At 61.7% G+C, this 22,147-nt stretch carries 18 protein-coding genes; 16 read left to right on the top strand and 2 right to left on the bottom strand.

The window, feature by feature from the left end; all coding sequences use genetic code 11:
- Window position 1 precedes the first annotated feature (1 nt).
- The gene (locus tag BACI9J_RS05960) at window positions 2–1,153 is read right to left on the bottom strand and encodes a glutamate--cysteine ligase (protein ID WP_159733580.1); all 1,152 of its coding nucleotides are present in this window, start codon (window positions 1,151–1,153) and stop codon (window positions 2–4) included.
- A 165-nt stretch (window positions 1,154–1,318) separates the two neighbouring features.
- On the opposite strand from BACI9J_RS05960, the gene BACI9J_RS05965 reads away from it, so the two are divergent.
- From BACI9J_RS05965 to BACI9J_RS05975, 3 genes are read left to right on the top strand one after another with little or no spacing between them, the layout of a single operon-like run.
- A complete protein-coding gene (locus tag BACI9J_RS05965; protein ID WP_159733581.1) occupies window positions 1,319–2,470 on the top strand; it encodes a GTP-binding protein in 1,152 nt (383 codons plus the stop codon).
- Between the two features lie 48 nt (window positions 2,471–2,518).
- Window positions 2,519–2,641, top strand: a complete 123-nt coding sequence (gene ykgO, locus BACI9J_RS05970; RefSeq protein ID WP_159733582.1) for a type B 50S ribosomal protein L36 — start codon at window positions 2,519–2,521, stop codon at window positions 2,639–2,641.
- A 51-nt stretch (window positions 2,642–2,692) separates the two neighbouring features.
- Window positions 2,693–3,505, top strand: a complete 813-nt coding sequence (locus tag BACI9J_RS05975) for a shikimate 5-dehydrogenase (protein ID WP_159733583.1) — start codon at window positions 2,693–2,695, stop codon at window positions 3,503–3,505.
- 12 nt (window positions 3,506–3,517) lie between these two features.
- Here the strand turns inward: BACI9J_RS05975 and BACI9J_RS05980 are convergent, their stop codons facing one another.
- Window positions 3,518–4,747: a class I SAM-dependent methyltransferase gene (locus tag BACI9J_RS05980; protein WP_159733584.1), complete on the bottom strand. Its 1,230-nt coding sequence runs from the start codon at window positions 4,745–4,747 to the stop codon at window positions 3,518–3,520.
- A gap of 67 nt (window positions 4,748–4,814) precedes the next feature.
- Between BACI9J_RS05980 and BACI9J_RS05985 the strand changes: the two genes are divergently transcribed.
- From BACI9J_RS05985 to BACI9J_RS06045, 13 genes are all read left to right on the top strand, one after another.
- Window positions 4,815–5,177 (top strand): hypothetical protein, encoded by a 363-nt coding sequence (locus BACI9J_RS05985; protein ID WP_159733585.1) that lies wholly within the window; start codon window positions 4,815–4,817, stop codon window positions 5,175–5,177.
- 191 nt (window positions 5,178–5,368) lie between these two features.
- Window positions 5,369–5,665, top strand: coding sequence for a co-chaperone GroES (groES, locus tag BACI9J_RS05990; protein WP_011775524.1), 297 nt, complete (start codon window positions 5,369–5,371; stop codon window positions 5,663–5,665).
- Window positions 5,666–5,749: 84 nt separating this feature from the next.
- On the top strand, window positions 5,750–7,375 hold the full coding sequence (gene groL, locus BACI9J_RS05995; protein WP_159733586.1) for a chaperonin GroEL: 1,626 nt from the start codon (window positions 5,750–5,752) through the stop codon (window positions 7,373–7,375).
- Between the two features lie 175 nt (window positions 7,376–7,550).
- Entirely contained in the window at window positions 7,551–9,185 is a 1,635-nt protein-coding gene (locus BACI9J_RS06000) for a response regulator transcription factor (protein WP_159733587.1), read from the top strand.
- A 185-nt stretch (window positions 9,186–9,370) separates the two neighbouring features.
- Entirely contained in the window at window positions 9,371–10,468 is a 1,098-nt protein-coding gene (locus tag BACI9J_RS06005) for a flavin-containing monooxygenase (RefSeq protein WP_159733588.1), read from the top strand.
- A 215-nt stretch (window positions 10,469–10,683) separates the two neighbouring features.
- Window positions 10,684–12,747, top strand: coding sequence for an acyltransferase family protein (locus BACI9J_RS06010; RefSeq protein WP_159733589.1), 2,064 nt, complete (start codon window positions 10,684–10,686; stop codon window positions 12,745–12,747).
- The gene (locus tag BACI9J_RS06015) at window positions 12,744–14,828 is read left to right on the top strand and encodes an acyltransferase family protein (RefSeq protein WP_159733590.1); all 2,085 of its coding nucleotides are present in this window, start codon (window positions 12,744–12,746) and stop codon (window positions 14,826–14,828) included. The genes BACI9J_RS06010 and BACI9J_RS06015 overlap by 4 nt, the downstream gene beginning before the upstream one ends.
- A 259-nt stretch (window positions 14,829–15,087) precedes the next feature.
- Window positions 15,088–16,599, top strand: a complete 1,512-nt coding sequence (gene guaB, locus BACI9J_RS06020; protein ID WP_159733591.1) for an IMP dehydrogenase — start codon at window positions 15,088–15,090, stop codon at window positions 16,597–16,599.
- Window positions 16,600–16,702: 103 nt separating this feature from the next.
- Complete coding sequence (locus BACI9J_RS06025; RefSeq protein ID WP_159733592.1) at window positions 16,703–18,595, top strand: ABC transporter ATP-binding protein; 1,893 nt, start codon at window positions 16,703–16,705, stop codon at window positions 18,593–18,595.
- Between the two features lie 48 nt (window positions 18,596–18,643).
- Window positions 18,644–19,780: a GuaB3 family IMP dehydrogenase-related protein gene (locus BACI9J_RS06030; protein ID WP_159733593.1), complete on the top strand. Its 1,137-nt coding sequence runs from the start codon at window positions 18,644–18,646 to the stop codon at window positions 19,778–19,780.
- Window positions 19,781–19,935: 155 nt separating this feature from the next.
- A complete protein-coding gene (locus tag BACI9J_RS06035; protein WP_159733594.1) occupies window positions 19,936–20,808 on the top strand; it encodes a hypothetical protein in 873 nt (290 codons plus the stop codon).
- 49 nt (window positions 20,809–20,857) lie between these two features.
- Window positions 20,858–21,490, top strand: a complete 633-nt coding sequence (locus tag BACI9J_RS06040) for a hypothetical protein (RefSeq protein ID WP_159733595.1) — start codon at window positions 20,858–20,860, stop codon at window positions 21,488–21,490.
- Window positions 21,487–22,134 carry a hypothetical protein gene (locus BACI9J_RS06045; RefSeq protein ID WP_159733596.1) on the top strand — a complete coding sequence of 216 codons (648 nt, stop codon included), beginning with the start codon at window positions 21,487–21,489 and terminating at the stop codon, window positions 22,132–22,134. The genes BACI9J_RS06040 and BACI9J_RS06045 overlap by 4 nt, the downstream gene beginning before the upstream one ends.
- Window positions 22,135–22,147: the final 13 nt, after the last annotated feature.

Raw genomic sequence — 22,147 nt, forward strand, 5'->3', positions numbered from 1 at the left:
ACTACGCGTCAGGCCCCTTGCGCATCTGCTGCACGAGGTCCATGACGACGGCCTGAAGATCGCCGTTATGTTCTGCGGCGACGCGGCGCTGGCGCTGGTAGCTTGCTCCGCGCTCGATGATTTTCAGGACGTCTGCCAGTTCTTCGGAGCAACCGAGCTTGGCCGCAACGGGTTCAAGCCGCGCCACGGTCTCGGCGAGGTGTTCTGTGACCAGTTGCTCGTTGCCCTCGGCGTCGAGAATGATGATGGCTTCCATGCCGTAGCGTGCTGCACGCCACTTGTTCTCCTGCACATGCCAGGGAGGCATGGTGGGGATGCTGCCGCCTGCGTCAAGGATGGAAGAGAACTCGTCCACCAGGCATTGGGTCAGCGCTGCGATGGCTCCTACTTCTTCAAGAGTGGCCAGGCCGTCGCAGATGCGCATCTCAATGGTGCCCAGGTTGGAGACGGGCCGGATGTCCCAACGGATTTCCGACGTCGCATCGATCACGCCGGTGGTGAACATGTCCTGGACGTAGGACTCATAGGCCTCCCAGCTGTCGAACTGGAAGGGCAAGCCTGCGGTGGGAAGCTGTTGGAACATGAGCGCACGCTGGGACGCGTAGCCGGTTTCTTCCCCGGCCCAGTAAGGGCTGGAGGCGGACAGAGCCTGGAAGTGCGGGAAGTAGTTGACCAGGCCGTCCAGGATGGGGAGGACCTTGTCCCTGCGGTCGATGCCCACATGGACGTGAACGCCGTAGATGACCATTTGGCGTCCCCACCATTGGGTCCGCTCGATCAGCTTGGCGTAGCGCTCCTTGTCCGTGACGGGCTGGAGCAGGGGAGGGCTGAACGGGTGGCTGCCTGCGCAGAACACTTCCACGCCCATGGGATCGGTGACTTCGCGTACCGCTGCCAGGGAGCGGCTGAGGTCTTCCTTGGCATCCTTGACGGTCTCGCAGATCCCTGTGACCAGTTCCACCGTGTTGAGGAGCAGTTCGCGCTTGATATGGGGGTGTTCGTCGTCCTCATTGAGGTCGGGGTGGTTCGCGGCGACGCCCTTGAGGACGTCGTTGGCCACTGATACTAATTCCCCGGTGCGTGCATTGACGAGCGCCAACTCCCATTCCACACCCAGTGTCGATTGCCTGGATGGCGCAAAATCAATCTGCACGTAGTCCCCTCATTATTTGGTCTCAGCCGGACACGGTTCCCCGCTGTGGGGCCGCCAGCGGTCGGATCAAGTCTAATGCAGCCGGAACGGAGGTTTCTGCTGCGGTCCTTTAAAGGAAAACCTCCGTCATTTGCTATTGAGAACGCTTCTCAATAGAATCGATGCATGCATCTTACGGTCCTCAGTTCCCTGGACAGCCAATGCCGCGAGTCCGCTGCGGTGAGGCTTGGTCAAAGCCACCAGAATTCCGCAGTGGTCCTTCACGACCTGTTGGACGGCTCCCTGGTGTTACGCCGGGTCCATCGGAACGGCCTGTTGTTCGAGCGCGAAACCACGGTATTGGAGCATGGTTGCCTCAGCTGCACCGTCAGGTTGGATGTAGTCCCGACGGCGGAGCGCCTCGCCTCCTGCGGATTCGACCACGTTGTCCTTGGCCTTCCGCCCGGAGTTGCCGCGGCAATGGCCGTTACAGAGCTTCGGCATGGCCTCAGCCGGCCTGCGGTGATCGACAACGCCATATTTGCGCTGGACCCGGTAGATCTGGAGGACCATGTCTGGGACCGTCACACGCTGTTTGAGTCCGGATTTACGTCCATGCCCACCGATGAACGAACCAGCGGAGAATTTCTGATCGGTGAGTTCGGGCAGGTGGACACCGTGATGGTCCACCCTGGCCTGGGTGCGGTCCTTACTGGTGACCCTCGCGAAGGCAGCGCGCAGTGGCTGCTGGGCGTTGAATTGCTGGGAGAGTTGGCCCCCCATGCAAGCGTTGTGGGCGCGGCTGAGGACTACCGGCCGGGATGCTTCGATGACGCCGAGGCAGCGGCCCGCAACCGGCCCGGCGTCGTGCGTGTGCCCGTCAGCGAAGCGGACGGTTCCTACCGGACGGTGCTCCACAAGGCCGTCCGTCCGTTGCACCCTGGACGCTTCCGCGAGGCCCTTCCTCATCTGGCGGCCGGAACGCACTGGCTGCGGGGCCGGCTCTGGATCGCATCAGCGCCCACAACGAGGATCGCCGTCCAAGGAATCGGGCCCCGTGTGTGGCTCGAAAGCACCGGGAAGTGGTTGGCGGACTGCGTTGAATCCGTGCCGGATCTTGCTCGCCCCGGAAAGGCGGGTGCGGACGTGGACTCGCTCCTCGACTGGCACTCCAGCCATGGCGACCGCGGTACTGTCCTGGCTATCACTGGACGGGCCGAAGACATTGATCAGCAGGAATTCAGTGAGCTTTTGGACGGTTGCCAACTGACCGAAGCAGAGATGAAACAGGATCCCGGCGTCTGGGATGATCCCTTGGAGCTCAGCGACGCCCTCTGAACCAGCAACATCATCCAGGCCAAACACCCAACGCAAAGGAGAAACACCATGAAGATCAGGAATTCGCTGCGTGCCCTCAAGAAGATCCCCGGAGCCCAGATTGTCCGCAGGCGGGGGCGCACCTTTGTTATCAACAAGAACAACCCACGGATGAAGGCGCGCCAGGGCTAAACCCGGCAGTCCGCAGACGGCAGCGCTGAAAGGGCGTTGTTTAATGGGGGAATGCCCATCCTGAACAAAGACATGTCCCTGTGCATTTCGCTTGCGGCCCGGCCCAGCAATATCGGGACCAGGTTCCATAACTATTTGTACGATCTGCTTGGCCTGAACTTTGTCTACAAGGCATTCGCCCCCGCGGACATCGGCCTTGCAGTGGCGGGCATCCGCGGCCTCCCCATCCGGGGCGCCGCGGTGTCCATGCCGTACAAGGAAGCTGTCATTCCGTTGGTTGACGTGATGGACCCGTCGGCCAAAGCCATTGATTCGGTGAACACCATCGTCAACAATGACGGCGTCCTCACGGCCTACAACACGGACTACATCGCCATTGCCCGGCTCTTGCAGGACCACCAGGTTCCCAACAGCCACACGGTGCTGCTCCGTGGTGCCGGCGGCATGGCCAAGGCTGTTGCCGCAGCACTGCGGGACGCCGGGTTCACCGCAGTGACAATCGTGGCCCGCAATGAGAACACCGGCCGTGCCCTTGCAGATCTCTACGGCTTGGACTGGCAGAACGACGTCAACGGTTCAACCGCGGACCTCATCATCAATGTCACTCCACTGGGAATGGCGGGCGCGGATGAGACGGCCCAGTCCTTTGATGACGCCACCATTGCCGCAGCACAGGTGGTGTTCGACGTCGTGGCGTTGCCGTCGGAGACGCCGCTGATCAGCGCTGCCCGAAAGGCGGACAAGAAGGTGATCACGGGCGCGGAGGTCATTGCCATCCAAGCCGAGGAACAGTTTGTCCTATATACCGGCGTGCGCCCCAGCCCTGAGCAGGTCCGCGAAGCCTCGGAGTTTTCGCGCCGCTAGGGTTGCCGGACGTTAGGAAGTTACAGGCTCCACGACTATGGCCACTCTTTCCTCGCCGATCCTGGTGAGGACCAGGGTGGCCGTTTTCGTATCCATGCCTTTTGCGGGTTTGGCGGGCAGCAGTTGTTTCCGCAGCTCTTCCGGAGTCACGGCAGTTCCGCGCTTCTTGATATCAAGCACGGTAATGTTGTTGACCTTCACCCACGACTTGAGCGCCTTGACGTTGTAGGGCATCACCTCAAGCACCTTGTAGGCGCGGGCGAACGGGGTGTCGTGCAGCTGGGGAGCGCAGATATAGGCAATGTGCTCGTCCACGAGGTGCCCGTCCAGCCGTTCAGCGACGTCGGCTACCAGTCCTGCGCGGATCACTGCGCCGTCGGGTTCGTAGAGGTAACCCTCAACGGGCCCGACGCCGGCTACCGGGCCGCCGTCGAAGTCTTCACTGCTGGTGATTTCGGCCGCGCCCTGGCTGCCAATCACCAGTGCGGCCCGACGCACACCGGGGCGGGAGACTCCGTTGAACCACAGGGTCACCTCGGTAACATCGCCGCCTACCGAAACCCACTGGGCTTCGCAGCCTGATGGCACGGATTCATGGGGGATGCCGGGGCCCATTTTGACGCCGATGGCCCGGCCTGTAGCCGCCAGGCGCTCCACGAAGGACAACGGTGGAGAGAAAGCCTCGGGGTCCCAGATCCGCTTGGTTCCTGATGTGGAAGTGGTTCGTCGGGCGGGATCCAGCCACACGCCGTCGATCCCCTCCAGATCCACGGACGTTGCGTCGGAGTGCACCACAGTGGCATGCGGAAAAGGCATGAGGTTGATGGTGGCGCAGGCGGCAGTGGTCTCATCCATTTCCACGGCGGTCACGGAAATATCCATGGAAGCCATCGCCATGGAATCCGCACCAAGGCCGCAGCCGAGGTCTGCAACATGGGAGATGCCGGCCTTCGCGAAACGCTCGGCATGCCGGGCGGCGACGTTCAACCGCGTGGCCTGCTCCAAGCCGGCTTGAGTGAACAACATCTGCCGGGCAAACTCGCCGAACTTGGCCTCTGCCCGTGTCCTCAGCCGCGATTGCGTGAGGACCGCGGCTACGAGTTCAGGGGAGTGCCCCGCCTTTCGGAGGTGGGCATTGACGCTGAATGAGTCGGCCTCCCGGTAGGGTCCCAGTGAGGCAAGAAGCTCCCATCCTTCAGTAGTCAGCAAGGGGGCAATCTGTTCCTGCGGTGCGTGAGGCATGGGATCAAGCCTAACGGCGCGGCGCTTGGGAACATGACCGGCGAATCAGCCGGATAGGGTTGTTTTCATGGAAGACAACGCAGCACCACACCCCTCCACCCTGATGAAGTTCGCGCGCCCCGCCCTCATAGCCGGGGTTGTGATCGCGTTGGTCTGCATCGGCCTGCTGATCATCATCTTCGCGTTGGATTCCTTCAATGCCGCAACCTATTCGGTAGCCGGCAAAAGCGTTAACGATGCCACTGATGAAGCGAGGGGTATCCGCGAACTGTACAGCGGCGCCAGGGCCGGCGGAATCATCACGTTGGTGATCTCCGGCGTCGTAGCAGTTGCCGCCGCCGTGCTGCTGTACCTGAAGCGAGGCAACAGTCCGCTGGACGAGGATGACGACGGCGAAGACTACGATCTGGAGGACCTCACCGGCAGGTGAGGAACGTTCACCCATGACGAAATGCTGGCACTCGCCTTGACCGAGTGCTAACGCTTACATAGAGTCTTGTTAGCACTCTCCTCCGGAGGGTGCTAATCACGCCAAGCGTCTTCCGGCACCGCGACGACGGATGTACGCTCCGGCACCCTAGTTCTTAGTCCATGAATCAGCTCATGAAAAGGAGAGTCCGAGTGTCGGTCTCGATTAAGCCTCTTGAGGATCGTATTGTTGTTCGCCCGCTCGAAGCAGAGCAGACCACGGCTTCCGGCCTGGTCATTCCGGACTCCGCACAGGAGAAGCCGCAGGAAGGCGAAGTTGTTGCAATCGGCCCCGGCCGCTTCGATGACAACGGAAACCGCGTACCGGTTGACGTAGCTGTTGGCGACGTCGTCATCTACTCCAAGTACGGTGGAACCGAAGTCAAGACCGGCGGCAACGAGTACCTCGTTCTGTCCGCCCGCGACGTCCTTGCGATCGTCGTAAAGTAACTTCCCGGAGCCCCGCACCGCCGTCGCGTTGGAATCATTCCAGCCGTCAGCGGTGCGGGTTTTCTGTCTTGAAAGGACACAACCATGGCAAAGCAGCTTGCTTTTAACGATGCTGCCCGCCGGTCTCTTGAGGCCGGTATCGACAAGCTCGCCAACACTGTCAAGGTGACGCTTGGCCCGCGCGGCCGCAACGTCGTGCTGGACAAGAAGTGGGGCGCTCCCACGATCACCAACGACGGCGTGACAATCGCCCGCGAAGTTGAGCTTGATGACCCCTACGAGAACCTCGGCGCACAGCTGGCCAAGGAAGTAGCAACCAAGACCAACGACGTCGCAGGCGACGGCACCACCACGGCTACCGTGCTGGCACAGGCCCTGGTCAAGGAAGGCCTGCGCAACGTTGCTGCCGGCGCCGCCCCGGGCGAAATCAAGCGCGGCATCGAGGTTTCCGTTGAAGCCGTCGCAGCCCGCCTCCTGGAGAATGCCCGCGAAGTCGAAGGCACCCAGGTTGCCAGCGTCGCAGCCATCTCCGCGCAAAGCGACGAGGTTGGCGAACTGCTGGCCGAAGCGTTCGGCAAGGTTGGCAAGGATGGTGTCATCACCATCGAAGAATCCTCCACCACCCAGACCGAACTGGTCCTCACCGAGGGCATGCAGTTCGACAAGGGCTACCTTTCCCCGTACTTCGTCACCGACGCTGAGCGCCAGGAAGCCGTCCTTGAAGACGCCCTTATCCTGATCAACCAGGGCAAGATCTCCTCGCTGCAGGACTTCCTGCCGCTGCTGGAGAAGGCCCTCCAGGCCAACAAGCCGCTCTTCATCATTGCTGAAGACATTGAAGGCGAAGCCCTGTCCACGCTGATCGTCAACCGCATCCGCGGCACGCTCAACGTTGTTGCCGTCAAGGCTCCGGGCTTCGGCGACCGCCGCAAGGCCATGCTCCAGGACATTGCCACGCTCACGGGCGCGCAGGTTGTTTCCCCGGATCTCGGCCTGAGCCTGGACACCGTTGGCCTGGAGGTACTTGGTACCGCACGCCGCATCACGGTAACCAAGGACAACACCACCATTGTTGACGGTGCCGGAACGGCTGAGGACGTTGCAGACCGCGTTGCAGACCGCGTTGCACAGCTTCGCGCTGAGCTCACCCGGACGGACTCCGACTGGGACAAGGAAAAGCTGCAGGAACGCCTGGCCAAGCTGGCAGGCGGCATCGGCGTGATCAAGGTTGGCGCAGCCACCGAGGTTGAGCTGAAGGAAAAGAAGCACCGCATTGAGGACGCAGTTTCCTCCACGCGTGCAGCCCTTGAAGAAGGCATCGTTTCCGGTGGCGGTTCCGCTCTTATCCACGCCCTGAAGGCACTGGACGAGTCCCCGGCCGTCAAGGCACTGGAGGGTGACGCTGCAGCAGCTGTGGGCATCGTCCGCCGCGCCCTGGTTCAGCCCCTGCGCTGGATCGCCCAAAACGCCGGCTTCGATGGCTTCGTTGTTGTTGCCAAGGTTTCCGAGCTGGAAGCCAACCACGGCTTCAACGCCAAGTCCGGCGAGTACGAGGACCTGATCGCCGCCGGCGTGATCGACCCCGTCAAGGTCACCCGCTCGGCACTCCGTAACGCCGCTTCGATCGCTGCCCTGGTTCTCACCACCGAGACCCTGGTTGCTGAGAAGCCGGCTGAAGAAGAAGACGCACACGCAGGCCACCAGCACTAAGGCCGCCGTTCCACGGAAGCCCCGGTCATTTTGACCGGGGCTTCTGTTGTTTTCCGGGACGTGTCCGTCAGGTGTCGCGAAGCTATTGTGAGCGTACGACGGCGGCGGTAACCTGACGCTACTAGGGCGGCTTGGGTGCGCCAACCGGTCTGTTCCCGGGTCCGCAAGGTGAGCCATGTCAGTTCCGGATACAGACTTGGATTTGGGACGCTCGGCATTCCACGAGCGTCGTTGGCGTGATGCCCTTGAGTGCCTCACACGCGCCGATTCCGAGGGCGGACTGCCTCCGCAGGACATCGAATTGGCCGCATCAGTGGCCATGCTGCTTGGCTTGAATACCCAAAGCATTGAGTATCTGGCCAGGGCGCACGACGAATTCCTCACCATGGGAGACATCGACAGCGCCGCCAGGTGTGCGGCGTGGTTGGTCATGTTCCTGAAGGACATGGGCGAGCCCGCCCGTGGCAATGGGTGGTTGTCCCGCGCCAAGCACTTGCTGGAGGGGATGCCAGGTCCTTGTGCAGCCGAGGGGTACCTCCTTATCCCGGCTGCCTTGGGGTTGTTGCGCAGCGGAGCCCCTGAGGTCGGGCAGGGACTGTTCTCCAGGGCATTGGAGCTGGGTACCACCTTCGACGACAAAGACCTCCAGGCCATGGCCCGGCTTGGCATCGGCACGTCCCACGTTTCCCTTGGGCAAGTGGAAGAAGGGTTGGAGCTCCTGGATGAAGTGATGGTTTCCGTCACCGCTGGTGAAGTCTCTCCCATCCCGGCGGGCATCATCTTTTGTGCGGTCCTGGGCAGTTGCCGTCTTTCAAATGATGTCCGCCGCGCCCACGAATGGACCGCAGCCTTGGAACGCTGGTGTGGTGATCGCCCGGACATGGTGATGTTCAGTGGACAGTGCCAGGCTTACCGCGCCGAACTCCTGATCCTCCATGGCGCGTGGGAGGAGGCCTTGGCTGTGGCACGCGCCGCCGAAGGCAGGGTTCGGAAGGGCGATCCGGATGCAACGTTCGGATCCTGGTATCAGCAGGGCGAGGTATTCCGCTTGCAGGGTTTCGTGGAGGAAGCAACCAAGGCATACGCTACGGCCGCCGGAACCGGGTTCGAGCCCGTCCCCGGCATTGCACTGCTTGAGCTGGCGGAGCACAAAACGGCCCAGGCGCAAGCCACGTTGCGCCGGGCCATGGCAGGTGCCGACTCAATCAACCGTCGTCGCCTGCTGCCAACCGTCGTCGAGGTTGAACTTGCCGCCGGAGACATGGCTGCTGCCAGGTTTGCGCTGAATGAATTGTCCGAACCAACTCACGAGGACGGCCGGCCGCTCGAACTGGCCATGGCTGCCCACGCAGCTGCGCAGGTGCTGTTGGCCGAAGCCCAACCGCAAGCCGCCCTGAGGGAGTCGAGAAGGGCGTGGCGGATTTGGTACAGCCTCGAAGCTCCCTACGAGGCTGCCCGCTGCCGGGTACTTGCCGGACGTGCGTGCGCATTATTGGGCGATCCCGATTCTGCCGCCATGGAGTTCGAGGCTGCCAAAGCCGAGTTCGCGGATCTGGGGGCGACCCCGGCGGTTGCAGAGGTTTTGGAACTCACTGGCGAGAAGAACAAAGGTGGTTCCCCGTTGACTGAGCGCGAACTGGAAGTGCTCCGGCTCGTGGCCGGCGGGCATGCCAACAGGACCATTGCCCGGGAGCTCTACCTCAGTGAGAAGACGGTAGCCAGGCATGTGAGCAACATCCTCTCAAAGCTCGCCGTGCCGTCCCGGTCTGCCGCAACCGGCTACGCCTTCGAACACGGATTGATTCGCTGAAGACCCACTGCTGCTGCGCAGAAATACCCATGCCCCCGGGTACGAGTGGCCCATTTGACCGATGCGGCCCCGGTGTCCGGGCTCCTAGCGTTGCTCTTATCAGGTCACTGCACAGTTCAGATCACTGCACAGTTCAGATCACCGGGCAGTTCAGTGATCCACGGCTAGCGGGATAGGAGACGATGATGTCCATTAACAGCACTGCGGAGGTTGACACCGTGATTGTGGGAGGTGGCCAGGCGGGGCTCGCACTCGGGTACTGGTTGTCCAGGCAAGGGAGGAATTTCCTCATTCTGGACCAGCATCAAAGGCCAGGGGCTGCATGGCGCCAACGCTGGGACTCCCTGCGGCTCTTCACGCCCGCCAAGTATGACGGTCTTCCCGGTTCCCCTTTCCCTGGCGACCCCCTGGCTTTTCCTACCAAGGATCAATTGGCTGACTACCTGGAGGATTATGTTCGCCGCTTTGACCTTCCTTACGTCCCCGGCGTAGACGTGGAGGACATCAGCCGGGACGGTGAAACATTTCTGCTCCGGGCGGGTGACCGTGAATGGAAAAGCAAGAATGTGGTGATTGCCACGGGTGGCCACCGTATCCCCAAGGTGCCTGCCTTCGCAGGGGAGCTGGATCCTGGCATCCGGCAACTGCATTCGCAGGACTACAAGAACCCGGGCCAGTTGAAGGAAGGTCCTGTACTGGTGGTGGGGCTGGGAAATTCCGGAGCGGAGATCGCCCTTGAAACTGCCCGTTTCCGTCCCACCCTTCTTGCGGGTAAGCCCAGTTCCGAGATGCCCATGCGGCATGGCCGGACTGCTGCACGTTTCGCCCTGCCCCTGGTCCGGTTCCTGGGCTTGTACATCCTCAACCTCAACACACCTATGGGACGGAAAGCGGCCCCTAAGTTCAAGGCCATGGCTGCCCCGCTGATCCGCACCAAGAGCAAGGACCTGGCCGCCGCTGGTGTCCAACTCAATCCCAGGCTGGCTGGTGTTCAGGATGGCCTCCCCGTCCTGGAAGACGGACAGCGGCTGGAGGTGGCCAACATCATCTGGTGCACTGGCTATCACGAGGATTACTCGTGGGTGAAGCTGCCGGCCTTTGATGACCACGGTGAACCGCAGCAAACCAGGGGAGTGGCCAATAGTGTCCCGGGCCTGTACTTCATTGGCCAGGAGTTCCTGTTCTCGGCGGCGTCGGCAACACTGCCGGGAACCTGCCGGGACGCCCGGTTCCTCGCCGGACAGGTTATGGCGCAGCGTTCCAGCGGCCTGATCAAGGTGTAATAGCTCACGTTCGGGAGATTGTGCCGGGCGGCGACGTTGATGGACTAAAGGAGCATCAGCACAGGTCACGCACAGGTTCGGGTGGCACAATGTATGGCTGGACCTGTGCTGATGGGGCTTCGGATGGCGGCCAGGGACACTCTCCCACATGGGTTGCGCGACTGAAAACGCGTAATATTGATGCTTTGTGCCACCGCTCTGAGGAACTGCCTACCGTGACTACGCCAACGATTCCAGCCCCTGCCCACCACGGTAGGCGGGCTTCCGGACCCGTTGCGAAATCCAAGTTCCGCCCCGAAATACAAGGCCTTCGGTCCTTGGCCGTCCTCATGGTGGTGAGCTACCACATCTGGATCGGCAGGGTCTCCGGAGGTGTAGATGTCTTCCTCCTGATCTCAGCCTTCCTGATGACACTCCAGTTCACCGGACGGTACAAACAAGGCCGCCCCATGGATCTTGTGCGCCACTGGCTGCACTTGTTCAGGCGGCTGCTGCCCGCCGTCGTCGTGGTGCTGGTGTCAACGCTCGCGGCAACCTTCATTTTCCTGCCGGCCACGCGCTGGTTTGAGATCGTCCAGCAGACCTGGGCCTCGCTGTTCTACTTTGAAAACCGGCTGTTGCAGGACCTGGCGGTGGACTATTACGCCACTGACCACAGCATGGCCAGCCCTGTACAGCACTTCTGGTCTCTGTCCATCCAGGGGCAAGTGTTCATTCTGTGGCCCATCATCTTCGCCACCGCAGCGCTGGTGTGCCGCCGCTTCGCCCTCCGCTACCGTGCCACGCTGGTGTACGTCTTCGCGATCATCTTCCTGGTCTCATTCGTTTACTCCATCATCTTCACTGCCAGCAACCAGGCGGTGGCGTACTTCGATACCTTTGCCCGTTTATGGGAGTTTGCCCTGGGCACCTTGGTGGCACTGATCCTGCCCGCCCAGAACTTTTCCAAACCTGTCCGTATTGTGATGGGCTGGGTTGGGGTGGCCGCGATGCTCAGCTGCGGGATACTGCTGCAGGTACAGACGGCATTTCCCGGATTCGTCGCTTTGTGGCCAACGCTGGCTGCAGTGGCCGTGATCGCGGCAGGCCAGACGGGGAGCCGTCTCGGTGTGGACCGGATCCTGAGTTCCAAATTCCTGGTCCGGCTCGGTGACAACTCTTACGCCCTCTACCTCTGGCACTGGCCTATCCTGGTGATCGCCCTGGCTTGGAGCGGCAAGGATCACGCCGGCTGGCTTTCCGGTACGGCCATCATTGCGTTATCGCTCGTCCTGGCTTTCCTGACCACCACGTTCGTGGAGAAGCCGTTCCGGGAGTGGAAGTGGCCGGAGGTAAAGCGCCGCCGCTCGGTCATAGCGATCGTGGCGTGCCTGGCCGTGGTGTCCGCGCCCCTCATGGCTTTCCAATACCGTTTGGACCTGGACCAGCAAGCTGCCGAGGCACGGATGGTCTTCGATAACCCCGGTGCCAAGTCGCTCCTGCCCACCTATGTCAACGAAGTGGCTCCGAATGCCCTCACCCAACCCACCGCGGAGAGGATTGGGCGTGACTGGGCCAATCTGCCCGACGGATGCTCGGGTGATACCAAACCTGAATCGCAACTGCTGCAGGACAATTGCAAGCAGAACAAGGTGGGAGCCGATGCCACCAAGACGGTCCTCGTAGTAGGCAGCTCCCATTCCCAGCAGTGGCTTGCCGCCATGGAAGTTTTGGCGGAGCAACACCATTGGCGCCTCTACTCCCTGCTGTACGGGGCGTGCCCCTTCATGACCGAAGATCCCGAGTCCGAGCCGGGCTGCAATGAGTTCAACAGTGAAGTCCGCAGCCATATACGCGAGCATGCGCCGGACGCAGTGTTCATGGTGGGTACCGCGGCTGTTTCCTCCTTGCCGGATGAAAGGCTGACCCACGGTTTTGAGGAGCTCGTTCCCGAGGTCACCGGGCTGGGCATTCAGGTAGTGGCAGTGCGGGACAACCCGCGGTTTAGCTACAGCCTGACGGATTGCGCCCTCGCCAAAGGCGTGGATAGCCCGGATTGCCGTCCGCTCAAGGCTGATGTCCTGGCCGAACCCAGCCCGTTTGATGCTGTGACGGGTAAGTTCCAGAATCTTTCCTTGCTGGATATGACTGACCTGATCTGCGTGGGACTCTACTGCCCCCCGATCATCGGTAACACGTTCGTCTACCTCGATGACAACCACTTGACCAAAACCTACGTCAAGAGCATGGCAGGGATGCTGGATGAAAGGTGGTTTGCCGCGACAGGGTGGCAGCGATGATGGAGTCACGTACCGACGCGCCGGCCATTTCTGCAGATAAGCCGGAGCCCCGGTCCAAGCCGGGCTTCCGTCCCGAAGTGCAGGGCCTGCGTGCCCTGGCGGTGCTGATGGTTGCGGCCTACCATATCTGGCTGGGCAAGGTTTCCGGCGGCGTGGACGTCTTTCTGCTGATCTCGGCCTTCCTGCTGACGTTGTCCTTCACCCGCAAGCTCGAAAGTGGCAAGCCACTGAGGTTGCTGAGGCACTGGCTCCACGTGTTCAAACGCCTGTTGCCCGCCGTCGTGGTGGTCCTGCTTGCCATCCTTGCAGGCACCTGGGCGCTCATCCCGCAGAGCCGGTGGCCTGATGTCCTGACTGAGGCGTGGGCCTCGCTGATGTACCGGCAAAACTGGCAGCTTGCCGCCTTTGCGGTGGACTACTACGCCCAGCAGCATGTGGACGCCAGTCCCCTCCAACATTTTTGGTCGCTGTCAGTCCAGGGCCAGGTGTTTATTCTGTGGCCGCTGATCTTCGCCGGAGTTGCCCTTCTGCAGCCGCTGCTGGCCCGGCTGTTTCCACAGCGTAAAGCCATGGGTCACAGGCAACTGCTGTTTATCGCTTTCGGTGCGGTCTTTGTGGCATCGCTGAAGTTCTCCATTGAGCAGACAGCCACCAATCAGGCCTACGCCTACTTTGACACCCGTGCCCGCCTGTGGGAGTTCGCTTTGGGTTCCCTCCTGGCCTTGGCGATCCCGTACCTGAAGCCGGGACGCCGGGTCCGCGTTGTGCTGGGCTGGGCCGGTATTGCGGCAATGCTCGCTTGCGGGTTGGTACTCCCGGTGGACCGTTCCTTCCCGGGTTTCGTAGCTCTGTGGCCCACCCTCGCGGCGGCCGCAGTTATTGTGGCCGGTCACAGCGGAAGCCGCTTCGGCGCGGATCGTCTCTTGAGTTCGCGCCCGCTGGTCATGCTTGGAGACAATTCATACGCACTCTACTTGTGGCACTGGCCGGTGTTGGTGTTCTTCCTTCTTGCCTCAAGTGCCACCGTGCCCAGCCTCCTGGAAGGCTTGGGAATCATGGCGGTTTCCTTGCTGCTGGCGGTAGCCACCACGAGGTTCGTCGAAGTTCCCCTGCGCAGCTGGAAGTGGCCGGACGTGCCGTCCTGGCGGGCCGCCGTCGTGATTGTCTCCTGCGGTGCGTTGTTGGCGTTACCGGTCTCCGCATGGCAAAGCGCCATCACCGCGGAAGCGGCAGCAATCGCGGGTCAGCCTCACGAACTGACGCCCGGTGCGGCAGCGCTGGCCCCCGACTACGCCGGTGAGCCGAGCGAAGAAGCGCTGATCATCCCGGCACCGGCGGCCATGAAGGACGAGTGGGCCAACGTGGACGGGGCGTGCACGGGGGACAACGTTCCTACAGATCCGGTGCTGGAGGGATGCCTGCAAAATGAGGAACCCGAGGTAATTACCAAGAGGATTGTTGTGTTGGGCGACTCCCACTCCCAGCAGTACATGGCTGCCCTCGGCCCGATTGCCAAGCAGCACGGCTGGGAAGTGGTGACGTTGCTCAAGGGTGGTTGCCGGTTTGGCGCCCAATCGCCCGAGCGCCCGGAGTTCTGCAACGAGTTCAACAGGGCGAGTTCTGCCTACGTTCTGGAGCACAAACCCGACGCCGTGTTCACGGTGGCGTCGCTGACGCACGTGGACGCGCCTTTTGAGACCGAAGTGCCGGGGTACCTGGAGGGTATCAAGCCGTTCACGGACCTGGGAATTGACGTCGTGGGCGTCCGGGACAACCCTCGGTTCAGTTTCAACATGCCTGAGTGCGTCCAGAAAAAGGGCAAGGACTCCCCGGACTGCAACGTGCCGCTTGAACAATCATTGGCTGAGTCCTCACCCTTGGATGACTACCTCGGCAAGGTGGAGGGGCTCTATTTGATGGACATGAGCGACTTCATCTGCGAGCAAGGCACGTGTCCGGCGGTGGTGGGAAATGTTTATGTCTACAAGGACGATAACCACCTGTCCAAGACCTACGTGCAGACCATGATTCCCATGTTTGAAGAGCGGCTGCTGGCCGCTACCGGTTGGTCCGCCGCTTAGGTTCAGCGACGCAGGGCGGGGCGAACGTACGACGCCGTCCTGCCGCCGGCGTTGTTGCCGCCAGTGCCGTTGCTCACACTCGGGCCTCGCGGAATATGGCGATCGGCGCGGAGGTTCTAGTATTTATCCAATACCTTCTGCACAGGTGACTTTTGCACAGGTACCTTAATGCACAGGCCAGTCCCGTAATGACGGGCTGGTCATCAGTTGCAACCCCTACCAGTTAAGCCCCCGGAACCCAGGTAAGAGGCGCACACTCATGACCCAGCCCGAACACGACCCCTTTGGCTTTGTTGGCCTGACCTACGACGACGTCCTGTTGCTCCCCGGCCACACGGATGTCATCCCGTCCGAGGCCGACACGTCTTCCCGCATTTCCAAGCGGATTTCCGTCCAAACACCTCTGCTCTCAGCAGCAATGGACACCGTGACCGAGTCCCGCATGGCCATCGCCATGGCCCGCCAGGGTGGTTTGGGTGTGGTTCACCGCAACCTTTCCATCGATGACCAGGCCGAGCATGTTGATCGCGTCAAGCGCAGCGAATCCGGCATGATCACCAACCCGCTGACCATTGGCCCGCAGGCCACGTTGCAGGAACTGGACGAGCTGTGTTCCCGCTACCGCGTCTCCGGCCTTCCCGTAGTGGACACCGATGGACGCCTGCTGGGTATTGTTACCAACCGCGATACGCGCTTCATTCCGGAATCGGAATTCCCGCTGCGCAGCGTCAGCGACGCCATGACCAAGATGCCGCTCATCACCGGTCACGTGGGCATCAGCCGTGAGGAAGCGTCCCACAAGCTGGCTACCAACAAGATCGAGAAGCTTCCGCTCGTGGACGAGCAGGGCCGACTCAAGGGCCTCATTACCACCAAGGACTTCACCAAGGCGGAGCAGTACCCGTTGGCCACCAAGGACGACGAAGGCCGCCTCCGCGTGGGTGCCGCAATCGGCTTCTTTGGCGATGGCTGGGAGCGGGCCATGAAGCTCATCGACGCCGGCGTGGACGCACTGTTTGTTGACACCGCCAACGGACACTCCCAGGGCGTGCTGGACATGATCCGCCGCCTGAAGTCCGATCCCATTGCTGCCCACGTGGACATCATCGGCGGCCAGGCCGCCACCCGTGAAGGTGCCCAGGCGCTGATCGACGCCGGCGCTGACGGCATCAAGGTGGGCGTAGGCCCCGGATCCATCTGCACCACCCGCGTGGTTGCCGGTGTGGGTGTCCCGCAGATTACCGCCATTTACGAATCTGCCAAGGCTGCGATCCCTGCCGGCGTTCCGCTGATTGCCGACGGCGGCCTCCAGTACTCGGGTGACATCGGCAAGGCACTGGTTGCCGGCGCTGACACCGTGATGCTGGGATCCCTGCTTGCCGGCTGTGAGGAGTCCCCGGGCGAGCTCATCTTCGTCAACGGCAAGCAGTTCAAGAGCTACCGTGGCATGGGCTCCCTTGGCGCCATGCAGTCCCGCGGCAAGAACACGTCCTACTCCAAGGACCGCTACTTCCAGGCTGACGTCTCCGGAGATGACAAGCTCATTCCCGAAGGCATTGAAGGCCGCGTTGCCTTCCGAGGCCCGCTGGCTTCGGTGGCTTACCAGCTGGTTGGCGGCCTCCGCCAGACCATGTTCTACACCGGCGCGCCCACCATCCCGGAACTGAAGGCACGCGGCAAGTTCGTGCGTATCACCCCGGCGGGACTCAAGGAATCCCACCCGCATGACATTCAGATGACTGTCGAGGCACCCAACTACGGTTCCCGCTGATCCATCAGCTGCTAAACAAGTGTTCCCCGTGGAAGTTTCCACGGGGAACACTTGTTTAACCAGACGCGGCAGAATTGTCGGTCCCGAAGAATAGGCTGGGCACATGTCAGAAAAGCCCGCGCAACCGCGGCACCCGGAGTCGGTCCGGCTGAATTCAGTCCCACCGGGCAAGGCTCCGCCCCGCAAGCTGGCCCTGCGGCCGTACGCACGCGCCGTCGGCCAGGTCCTTAAGGTGAGCTTCAAAGCCTCGCCCGGTGCAGTCATCATGAAGGTGGCGGGGTCTTTGATCTCTGCCACCCTACCGCTGGTGACCACTTACTTCGCCGCGCTGACCACCACCGCGTTGGCGGCCGGTTATGCGGGCGACCCCGACGCCGGTCCGCGGGCCGTTCTGTACGTCATCATCACTGCGGCGCTCGGGTTGTTCTGGGGCGCCTTCAACAGCGTTGACCGTTACATCCAACAGCTGATGAGCTTCAAAGTAGGCGCAATCGTGGGGGACATGATGTACCAGCGGTTCCTGGCGCTTGAGTTCTGGCGTTATGACGACAAAGAAACCGTGGATCTTTATGATCGCGCCAAGCGGTTCTCCGATTCGTATGCCCGGGTGCTGGACCGGATAGCAGCCATTTTCACGCAGTTCGTTTCAGTGGTCCTGGCAATCGGTGCTTTGTTGCTGGTCAGTTGGTGGATCGCTGTCATTGTGTTAGTAGCGATCGTGCCCAGCGTGTACCTGCAGTTCAAACTGTCCCGCGAGCAGATCGCCCACTGGAATACGCAGGTGGATTCGCGTCGGCAACGCCGGATGATCGAACAGAATCTGCTCCGTCCCCAGCACATTGCCGAGATGCGTCTTTACGGAATCGTTGCTTACCTCATGGACCTGAGGTCCAGGCTGCGCGATGCTGATGAGCGCAGGCGCCTGGACTTCCAGAAACGCTACATTCCCAAACAGTTGGCCGCAGATGCCCTCCAATACGGAGCCGAGGTTGTGTCCTTGATCTGGGTTGTTGGACAAATCATCGCAAGGGCTCAGCCGGTGGGGCAGTTCCTGTATGTGCAGCAGATCGTCAGCCGTGCACTGTCCACCGCAAACAGCCTCGTCTCCTCTCTGAGTTCCATTGACGAGGACCTTGCAAACCTCAAGGACTACGAGCTTTTCATGGCCCTGCCGGTCCCCGGCGGGAAAGAGAAACCGCTCCCGAACTCGCCAACCACCGTGGAGCTGCGGAACATCCGATTCAGCTACACGGGGAGCGACATCGAGGTCATCAAGGGCATTTCCATGACCATCAAGGCTGGTCAGCACATCGCGATTGTGGGGGAGAACGGTGCCGGGAAGTCCACGTTGATCCGTATCCTGGCCGGACTATACCGGCCTGACTCCGGCCAGGTCCTGCTGGACGGCGTGGACCTTGCCGGGATTGACGTCACCAGCTGGCACCGGCATCTGGCAGTTCTGAGCCAGGAGTTCCTGAAGTATGAGTTCGCCACTGCGGCAGAGAACATCTACCTGGGAGATGTGGACCAGCCCCGGGACGATGCCCGCATTCGGCGGGCGGCCTCTGACGCGGAAGCCATGGAGTTCATCAACAAGTTGCCCAACGGCCTGGAGAACCACGTCAGCAACTGGATGGAGGACCCACGGGGACGCAAGGGAAGCGGGCTCTCAGGTGGCCAATGGCAGAGGCTGGCCATGGCGCGGAACTTCTACCGGGACGCCTCGTTCATGGTCATGGACGAGCCCACATCCGCCATTGACGCACTGGCAGAGCACCGCATTTTCACCCGGCTTTTCGCGGACCGGAGCAGCACCATCATTGCCATCAGCCACCGCTTGGCCACCATCGAGAAAGCGGACATCGTGTACATGCTCGAAGACGGCCGCATTGCGGAGCAAGGAACACACAAGGAACTAGTGGCCTTGAGGGGAAGATACTTCCGGATGTTCGAATCCCAGCTTTCGGCGGACGAGACCAGCCGGAACATTCCCTGACCGCGGACAGGAACCGGGCCCTTGGATTTGGTGGGATAAACTCGAGCAGTGACTTATGAGATTGAGATTGGCCGTGGCAAGCGTGGGCGTCGTGCCTACTCCCTGGATGACATTGCGATCGTTCCGAACCGCCGGACGCGCGACCCGAAGGACGTCTCTGTCTCCTGGCAGATCGACGCCTACAAGTTCGACACCCCCGTGATTGCTGCTCCCATGGACTCAGTGATGTCCCCGGACACCGCCATCGCCTTTGGGCGCCTGGGCGGCTTGGGTGTCCTGGACCTCGAAGGCCTCTGGACGCGCTACGAGGATCCGCAGAAGGTACTGGACGAGATCGCCCACCTCGGCAATGAGACCAGCAGCACCGCCGTGACGCGGCGCATGCAGGACCTTTACCAAGCGCCTATCCAGCCTGAACTCATCAGCTCGCGCCTGGCCGAGATCCGCGCCGCCGGCGTGACTGTTGCCGGGTCCCTGACCCCGCAACGCACCCAGGAGCATTACAAGACCGTGGTGGCTGCCGGCGTCGACATCTTCGTCATCCGCGGAACCACAGTTTCCGCTGAGCATGTCTCCAAGAACCACGAGCCCCTGAACCTCAAGCAGTTCATTTATGAACTCGATGTTCCGGTGATCGTTGGCGGTGCGGCCGGCTACACGCCTGCCCTGCACCTCATGCGCACCGGCGCTGCCGGCGTCCTGGTGGGCTTCGGCGGCGGAGCAACCACCACCACCCGCCGCGCCCTCGGCATCCACTCGCCCATGGCTTCGGCCATTTCGGACGTCGCGGCCGCGCGCCGTGATTACATGGATGAGTCCGGCGGACGTTATGTCCATGTCATTGCCGACGGCGGGATGGGCAGCTCCGGCGACATCGTCAAGGCGATTGCCATGGGCGCCGACGCCGTCATGCTGGGCAGTGCCCTTGCGCGTGCCGAGGAAGCACCGGGTCGAGGCTGGCATTGGGGCCCTGAAGCACACCACCTTGAGTCTCCCCGTGGCGATCGGGTCAACGTCGGTACAGTCGGTCCGTTGGAAGAGGTCCTCTTCGGACCAGGCCACCACACTGACGGAACATCCAACCTCATAGGTGCTCTGCGCCGCTCCATGGCGACCACCGGGTACTCGGATCTCAAGGAGTTCCAGCGGGTGGACGTCGTCGTTTCGCCGTACGCAGGCAACTGACAACTACTCCCTGAAGGCCCCTGTTGGCCGTCGACCTACTACGGCGTCAACAGGGGCTTTTTGCTGACCGGGAAGTTCTCCCCATCGCAGCTCCCGGCATTCCCCCGTAGTCTGACGCGGAGAAGATACATTGCTGGCAAGAAGTGGGGTAGAGAATGGCGCCGGGCATTTATGGGGCAGATATTGCTCAGTTGAGGTCACTGTCCAAAGTGATGGGCACATCGGGTAACACCTTGTCCAACCTCGAGCTGAATATCAACGGCGTTGTTTCGTCCACTGCATGGCGCGGCGCGGACGGTGAGCGCTTTCGTTCCGAATGGTCCGGGAAGATGCGCCCAATGCTCCATAAGGCCAGCGAATCCTTGCGCACGCAGGCCAAGGCGCTTCTTGCCCAGGCCGATGAACAGGAACAGGCAAGCCAGGGATCCTCCGGCTCATCATCCTCGGGATCCACCTCAGGAGGGGCAAGCCAGGGGACCACGCCGTTTTCGCCCGTGGTGGATGCCAACGGCAATACCGTTTACCAAGCGCTGAACTTTACGGCCTCCGGCGCCGGTTTCATCAGTGACATCCTGCTGAACAAGATGAGCAAGGCGAACCTCCTGCTCCGTCAGCCGTGGAGCCTGTTGGGTACTCAGTTCACGCAGATGCCTGGTGTGGGTTACCTGAAGGGCACCCAGTTGCTCAACGGCCTGTCGATGGTGGGACGGGCAGCCGGCGTCTTGAGCGTCATCGGGGGCGTGGCCCAATTCGCTGACGGCTATATTCGCGGCGACGGCTACGCGATGGCCGATGGCGGCATTACTACCGTTCTGGCTGCCGGAAGCTTCATACCGGTAGTTGGCCCCTTCTTCGCCGGGGCCAGCCTTGCCTGGGCCGGCATGGGCTTCCTGGCAAAAGGGCTGGGCTACGATTCCACGTCGGAAATGGTGGTTGACGGTGCCAAGGCTGTTGCCGGCGCCGTGGAGGATGGAGCCAAAGCGGTGGCGGACGGTGCAAAGAAGGTCTGGGGTTGGCTCGGCGGTTGACCTGGCTTCCTGAGATAGCGTGGAACCAGACAACCAACGTGAGGACGGCATGACTGAGACGGCAAACCTTGAGACCCTGCGACTGACGGACCACGAGCTTTTGGCCTTGTTGGCCATGCGCCCAAGCGCCGGTGCGAAGAAGACCAGTGAGTTGTTCCGGCTTTCGGGCGTGGAGGACAAGGCAATCCTCGAACAAGCCGGAATCACCACGCTGCTGGTGCGCGGTTTGGCCGAAGTCGACGGCGAGGACATCGTTCCCGTAGACCGGGGTGCCATTGTGGCGGCTGTAGTTTCCAGCGCTGATGAATGGCTGGAAATGGCATTGGTGACACCCAATACTGACCATGTGCTTTTCACGGCGGGCTCAGAGCAAGGGGCCGTCCTGGTGAATCTCAGCCGCTACGGCGTCCACGAGGTCCAACCGATCGAATCGCGGTCCGGTATGCTCCCGCTCGGGATCGAGATCGCCCGAAGCTACCTCGTAGACGGTCCGGATGGTTTGCCGGCTGCAGCCATGATCAAGCACCACCGGGCCGAGGGCACACCCCTGACGGCCCACCTGAAAGCAGGTGCGGACGGAAGCTGGACCCTGGCCACAGGCGATGAGGAAAACCCTCCGCACCGTCCTGTTCCGGCAGATCAGGCCTTCGACGAATTCGCGGCGGCACTGACCTTCGCATGAGCCAGCAATTCCAGTACCCGGAACAGCCAAACCGCCAGGCTTCCTTGGACTATTGGATCGCCTCCGGTCCTGCCGCCATGGCACCGGTCTCTGCTCCCTCGGTCCTGCGCGACATGGCCTGGAACAGGGGGCAGTACCTGGGGCTTGCCGTTGCATGCCTCGGTGCAGCGGTCAGCATGTTTGGGACCGCACTCCTGGTTCTGATGCTCGCAGGGAGCATCGGGGTTGTTGTTTCCTTTGCCGGCATGGGCCTTGTGTTGTTGCTCATCGCGGCCTTGCTTCGGAGCAAGCTGAACCAAGTGCCCCGCATCCGGCCGGTCATGGGCTCACGGGCTCCGGGTAAGTTCTCCTCCGGCCTTGGGCTTGCGGCCTTCTTCTCGGTGATCTTTGGAGTTGGGCTTTTCCCCGTCGTAAGTCCGTTGCTTGATGAAGGGCCCGCCCACATCATCGGTTTTTTCGCGGCATTCCTCTTGTTGCTCCTGGCCACAGGGAGCCTGTTTGCTGCCCCGGCGTATTTCGCCCAACATGCCCGGGAGCATTTTCGCAGGAGGATTGCTGCCGACCCGCAGCTTCGCCGAGCGCTTGAAGAGATGTCCGTGACATGGCACGACCCCGCGGGGAACCGGCCGTTCGGCCCACTCTGACAGGCGCATTGCC

This window comes from Arthrobacter sp. 9V (genome assembly GCF_902506065.1).
In the GTDB taxonomy this organism is placed as follows: Bacteria; Actinomycetota; Actinomycetes; order Actinomycetales; family Micrococcaceae; genus Arthrobacter.

Bases quoted from the DNA above. Each gene is read 5' to 3' on its own strand.
- ykgO (WP_159733582.1), top strand. From the start codon at position 2,519: ATGAAGATCAGGAATTCGCTGCGTGCCCTCAAGAAGATCCCCGGAGCC.
- groL (WP_159733586.1), top strand. From the start codon at position 5,750: ATGGCAAAGCAGCTTGCTTTTAACGATGCTGCCCGCCGGTCTCTTGAG.
- BACI9J_RS06000 (WP_159733587.1), top strand. From the start codon at position 7,551: ATGTCAGTTCCGGATACAGACTTGGATTTGGGACGCTCGGCATTCCAC.
- BACI9J_RS06025 (WP_159733592.1), top strand. From the start codon at position 16,703: ATGTCAGAAAAGCCCGCGCAACCGCGGCACCCGGAGTCGGTCCGGCTG.
- BACI9J_RS05975 (WP_159733583.1), top strand. From the start codon at position 2,693: ATGCCCATCCTGAACAAAGACATGTCCCTGTGCATTTCGCTTGCGGCC.
- BACI9J_RS06035 (WP_159733594.1), top strand. From the start codon at position 19,936: ATGGCGCCGGGCATTTATGGGGCAGATATTGCTCAGTTGAGGTCACTG.
- BACI9J_RS06015 (WP_159733590.1), top strand. From the start codon at position 12,744: ATGATGGAGTCACGTACCGACGCGCCGGCCATTTCTGCAGATAAGCCG.
- BACI9J_RS06040 (WP_159733595.1), top strand. From the start codon at position 20,858: ATGACTGAGACGGCAAACCTTGAGACCCTGCGACTGACGGACCACGAG.
- BACI9J_RS05985 (WP_159733585.1), top strand. From the start codon at position 4,815: ATGGAAGACAACGCAGCACCACACCCCTCCACCCTGATGAAGTTCGCG.
- BACI9J_RS05965 (WP_159733581.1), top strand. From the start codon at position 1,319: ATGCATCTTACGGTCCTCAGTTCCCTGGACAGCCAATGCCGCGAGTCC.
- BACI9J_RS05980 (WP_159733584.1), bottom strand. From the start codon at position 4,747: ATGCCTCACGCACCGCAGGAACAGATTGCCCCCTTGCTGACTACTGAA.
- BACI9J_RS06005 (WP_159733588.1), top strand. From the start codon at position 9,371: ATGTCCATTAACAGCACTGCGGAGGTTGACACCGTGATTGTGGGAGGT.
- BACI9J_RS06045 (WP_159733596.1), top strand. From the start codon at position 21,487: ATGAGCCAGCAATTCCAGTACCCGGAACAGCCAAACCGCCAGGCTTCC.
- guaB (WP_159733591.1), top strand. From the start codon at position 15,088: ATGACCCAGCCCGAACACGACCCCTTTGGCTTTGTTGGCCTGACCTAC.